Source organism: Microvirga aerophila, from assembly GCF_003332305.1.
Classification (GTDB): domain Bacteria; phylum Pseudomonadota; class Alphaproteobacteria; order Rhizobiales; family Beijerinckiaceae; genus Microvirga; species Microvirga aerophila.
The window spans coordinates 1-4,681 of record NZ_QOIO01000133.1 but is presented as its reverse complement, the minus strand read 5'-3'; the positions used below and the strand labels follow the sequence as shown (position 1 = coordinate 4,681).

Genomic DNA, 4,681 nt, shown 5'->3' with positions numbered 1-4,681 from the left:
CCGCATCGATGATCTGCTGCCGTGGGCCTACGCCACCGCGCCAGACCTCAAGGCCGTGGCCTGAGAACACCGCTAACGATGAGGCGCGCATCGGCCAGAAGAACAAGATCACGCGGCGGTGGGCCAAGCGCGGCACCCGTCCCTCGGCGCCACGGGATCTGAGGACGGCCTCGACCTACATCTTCGGGGCGATCTGCCCAGCCCTGGGCAAAGCCGCCGGCCTGGTGCTGCCGCGCTGCACGACCGAGGCGATGTCCCTGCATCTGGCCGAGATCGCGCAGGCTTGGCGCCCGGAGCACATGCGGTGCTGCTGCTCGACCAAGCCGGCTGGCATGTCTCGCGCAAGCTGAAGGTGCCGCCCAACATCACTCTGGTGCCGCTGCCCGCCAAAGCGCCCGAGCTGAACCCGGTCGAGAACATCTGGCAGTACATGAGGGAGAACTGGATCTCCAACCGGATCATCACGTCCTACACCGACATTCTCGACCATTGCTGCAGGGCTTGGAATAAGCTCGTTGACCAACCTTGGACCATCATGTCCATCGGTCTGCGCGACTGGGTCAATGCATGAGCATCAGCGCCGGGTGGTATAAGTTATTCGAGCCAAGAAGCGCAGCAGCTTTGATTAGGCCTGGATCGAGGATCTTCTTGACATTAGCTACGATCTGCAGGCATGGGCGAGAGTCTTTGGATCAGGAGCTCGAAGCGAGAGTTCTTTAGTCCGCGGGCGAGGCAATGCAGGTTTGAAAAACCCAGGATCGAAGCGCCAATCTGTGGGTACTTGAAGCCCTCACCGATATGGTGGTTCTGGATGCATCATCTATCAGGAGGCCAGAGGTTGGTTCAGGCAAACAAGCGGATCTAGAATGATGACGTAGGGAAGCGCTCTGACCGATCGGCCAAGCGCTTCCGGTTGTTAGCGATCAAATCACAAAGAAGTCAGCTCCTGTAAGCTTCAGGTGCTCGGGGAGGACAGCAAACAGGGTTTGCTTTGCTTGCCCAGAGCCGTCGACGTCATAAAACAGATGTCCGTTGCCGCTGTCATAGATAATGCGATCACTCGCATCCTGCGCTTTCGTGCTGATCGTGAATATAGCCGTATCGAGCTTTGCCGGCTGCTCAATCGTGCCACTACCCACGTTCCTGAACACAGCATTGTCAAGATAGATCGCATCGTCCGACACGTTGAAGTCGCGGACTCTGTCGACATTCGTCGCAGAGCTAAGACCAGTACTGAACACAAAGGTGTCTGATCCTGCATCTCCGATCAGCATATCCGTGCCGAGCCCGCCGTTTAGGATATCGGCACCGGCTCTCCCGAACAGGACGTCATTCCCTCCTTTGCCGTTGAGGCTGTCGTTGCTTGCGCTCCCGACGAGCGCGTTTGTTCCCTCACTAACGGTGACAGGGCGACCTATAGCCGAATGCTGGTCTATCCCCCAGTCAGTTGCGTAACTCTGGAGATCTGCACCACCATATGTCTTCCAGCCATTTGCTGTCGACACCTGGAACCAGCCGCCGATATTGTCTCCACGATAGTAGTGATTGTAGTCGGAAATGATGGATCTACCTTCATTGAAACGCACAAGAAAGGCACCTTCCGAGTAAAACGTGTTACTTTTCAGGGTTACGTTGTTGGCACCGCCGCCAATCATCAGCGCCTTTCCTGTGTTGCGCATGATAAAGCTTGAGTCTTCGAAGACATGATTAGACCCTGCGGAGACATCGACCGATATTGTACTGCGCAACCCGCCATCGACGAAGGCGTCATGTGCAAACGTGGATGTTCGGTTTGAAGCCCACAATGCGACAGTGCTGCTGTTTGCCCCCACATACACATTGTTTGTGGAAATCACTGCACCTTTATCGCCAGTCTCGATTGCAGGCCCATCGCTTGATTCGACGTAGTTTCCATTCAACCTCATCGTGCCATCGGCGTTGATGTTGATCCCCAACTCTGTATTGCCGTAGATGTTGTTCCCGTTGAAGCTGACGGAAAAGTTGGCCGCCGTAAGCTTGTTGCCCCAGCCCTTGATGTCAATGCCATCTTCCCTATTCCGGAAAATTTCATTGTTGCTTATGACGTTGCCGTTCAGCACGTTTGGCCCAAACTGCACACCATCCTCTGAGTTTGCATAGAGCCTCATGCCCTCAACAAGGTTGTTGCTGCTTGCGCCGGTGATGAGTACACCGTGACCAATGTGCATCGTTGAGGAACCTTCCCCATCGCGCCCATTCTCATACGCACTTCCGCCTTGCAGCACTACGCTAGTAGAGTTCCCGATTGTAAATCCGTTCATTGTATTGCTGTAGGCGCTGGAGTCCCGCAATGTAACAGCTTGTGAATTGGCAATGTTGAATCCATAGCGAGCCATTGTAACATCAATGTTCTGCAGCACGACGTGCTTCGCGCTGGAAACTTTGACCATATTGTTATCGACCTGTAGGGCGACCGATTGGAATGCAGAGGACGGATTATTCATCGAATAGACTGACAGAACGCCACCGCTCCAGTACCAGTCGCCGGCTTTCGCAACAGCACCGCTGTGAGCGGCTTCAATGTTTCCATCAAGCTTATTGAATTTTATTCGACCTGGATCTTCGCCACCCCGCGCCGCGACTGGCGTCGTCCAAACATGACTTCCGGGAGAAGTCTCGGACCATTTCGCTGTTTTGAGTTCAACAGAGCCGTCGAATAGCGGGTTAGCCCCCGAACCATAGGCGCTAACCTTGATAGGCGCAGTAGCTGTTCCGGAGTTTTTGATGAGTAACTCGCTAGTAAAGATATTCCCACGCTTCAGAAGAACTTGATCTCCGGGGAGGAACTGATGTGTATTGACCTTTTCGATCGATCTCCATGCACTACTTGCATTAATCCCCGAATTATTGTCATTTCCGGTTTTCGAATCTACGTAGTATGTTGCCATGGCTGCCCACTATTCGCTTTTGTTTTTTTGTATCGTAAATCTACTGGTATTTGATGGTTAACGTCTTGTTGCGCTACGGTAAATCGAGAATAGACCTCGATTTACTAGGTTGCATACTGTCAGAGTTGCTACGGCGTTCCTCTTCTCCACTAATTTTTGCCGAATATTTACTCAAAAGCAGACTCGCATAGCGCCTGCAAACTCCCGATATAACATCTAAACAGAATCTATAACTAAGGGGTTACCCCTTTTGTGCTAAAACAGGTGAATCGTCACCAAAGATGTCATAAATGTGGCCCTTCGCTGCCCCTAGGATTAGCGAGTGCATAATCATCAAGTTGTTCTGGGCGACTAGGAAAATACACTTATATATTGGACTAGCGTGAGTGCTGCTGTCTCAGAGTTCAGGAGAATGGGCTCCTTAATGACGCAGCACTACCTTTTTACTGGTGTGCTATGCAGGGAGGTCCCCACACGTCGGCAGCGTGGGCCCATTGCAGCCGAATGATCCGAACGTAACCCAGGAGCGCCGCCGTTTTCGGGTGTGGCAGCGCTTCATGGACGCAAGCCGCTTTGTCTTCCTGGACGAGACCGGCATGGCCACCAACATGACCCGCGGCTAAGGGCGCTCGCCGCGAGGACAGCGAGGGGTCGATGCCACGCCGCATGGACACTGGCTGACTACCACCTTTGTGGCAGGCCTGTGGGAGGACGGGATCGTGGCACCGCTCGTGGTAGACGGGCCGATGCGAGACGGAGATCCACATTCGCAGGGCAAGCATGCTCGAGGGCCGCCGGGCTAAGGCACAACGAGGCGAGTTGGTCTTGGGACTCCCCCGCGGCTATGTCCTCAAACCGTCGGGCGAGGTAGCGCTCGATGCTGACGAGGAGGTGCAGGAGATCATCCGCCTGGTCTTCGCGCTCTTCGAGCGAAGGCGCTCGGTCAGCGGCGTGCTGCGCTACCTCGTCAATCATGACATCCGCCTGCCGGATCGCGTCTGCGGCGTGCCGCACAAGGGAGACGTGCACTGGATCCGGCCCAGTGGGAGGACCCTACGCGACGTGCTGTGCAACCCACTCTATGCCGGAGCCTATGTCTATGGCCGACGCACCTATGACGGCCGCCTGTACCAGTCCGGCCAACCGCACAGCGGCAAGCGCCTCCTACGCGATCCGCAGAGCTGGAGGATGCCGCACCGGAGCGCCCGTCCGGCCCACATTGATTGGAGCGCCCTTGAGCGGAATCAGGAGCAGATCGTCGCCAATCGCACACGCCGCACCGGCCTTCCCCGGTGCTGCTCGGCGGGCTGACGACCTGCGGGGTGTGTGGTCGGCGCATGCTCGTCATCTACAACGACGATGGCCGGAAGGCACGCGCCGGTTGGCCGATGATATTCCGGCCCTGTGGAGTGCCTCGTCGACAACGGCGCGCGACCGGCAGACGAGCCCGGACCATGCTCGATCGGGTGGCGATCCATCTGCACGGCGATGCCGAGCGGGTGGAGGTTGAATGCCACTGGGCTGGCGGCGCTGTCACCTGGCACGACGCGGCCGATCTAGTCCTGGTAAGTGCCGCGCGAGAGGGCCGACGAACTGACCCCGTAGGAAGTGGCCAAGGAGCTTGGGGCGCATCGGCAGACGGTTTACGGCTGGCTGAGGCGGGGCACCCTCAAGGGCGGGACTATCGGGAATTTCGTGTGGGGCCATTACGATGATCATGAGGGAGACATCGCATGGCACGCCGCAAGGAACCC

At 56.4% G+C, this 4,681-nt stretch carries 3 protein-coding genes and 1 pseudogene; 3 read left to right on the top strand and 1 reads right to left on the bottom strand.

Going from position 1 to position 4,681, the window contains the following annotated elements:
• Positions 1-77 precede the first annotated feature (77 nt).
• Positions 78-571: pseudogene (locus tag DRB19_RS28975) on the top strand (IS630 family transposase); the annotation flags it as partial.
• A gap of 352 nt (positions 572-923) precedes the next feature.
• Here DRB19_RS28975 and DRB19_RS28970 read toward each other — a convergent pair.
• Entirely contained in the window at positions 924-2,927 is a 2,004-nt protein-coding gene (locus DRB19_RS28970) for a right-handed parallel beta-helix repeat-containing protein (protein WP_114189407.1), read from the bottom strand.
• 485 nt (positions 2,928-3,412) lie between these two features.
• Between DRB19_RS28970 and DRB19_RS32035 the strand changes: the two genes are divergently transcribed.
• Positions 3,413-3,550, top strand: coding sequence for a hypothetical protein (locus tag DRB19_RS32035; protein ID WP_162815949.1), 138 nt, complete (start codon positions 3,413-3,415; stop codon positions 3,548-3,550).
• Between the two features lie 202 nt (positions 3,551-3,752).
• Positions 3,753-4,238 carry a recombinase family protein gene (locus DRB19_RS30920; protein WP_210207561.1) on the top strand — a complete coding sequence of 162 codons (486 nt, stop codon included), beginning with the start codon at positions 3,753-3,755 and terminating at the stop codon, positions 4,236-4,238.
• The last annotated feature ends 443 nt before the right edge of the window (positions 4,239-4,681 follow it).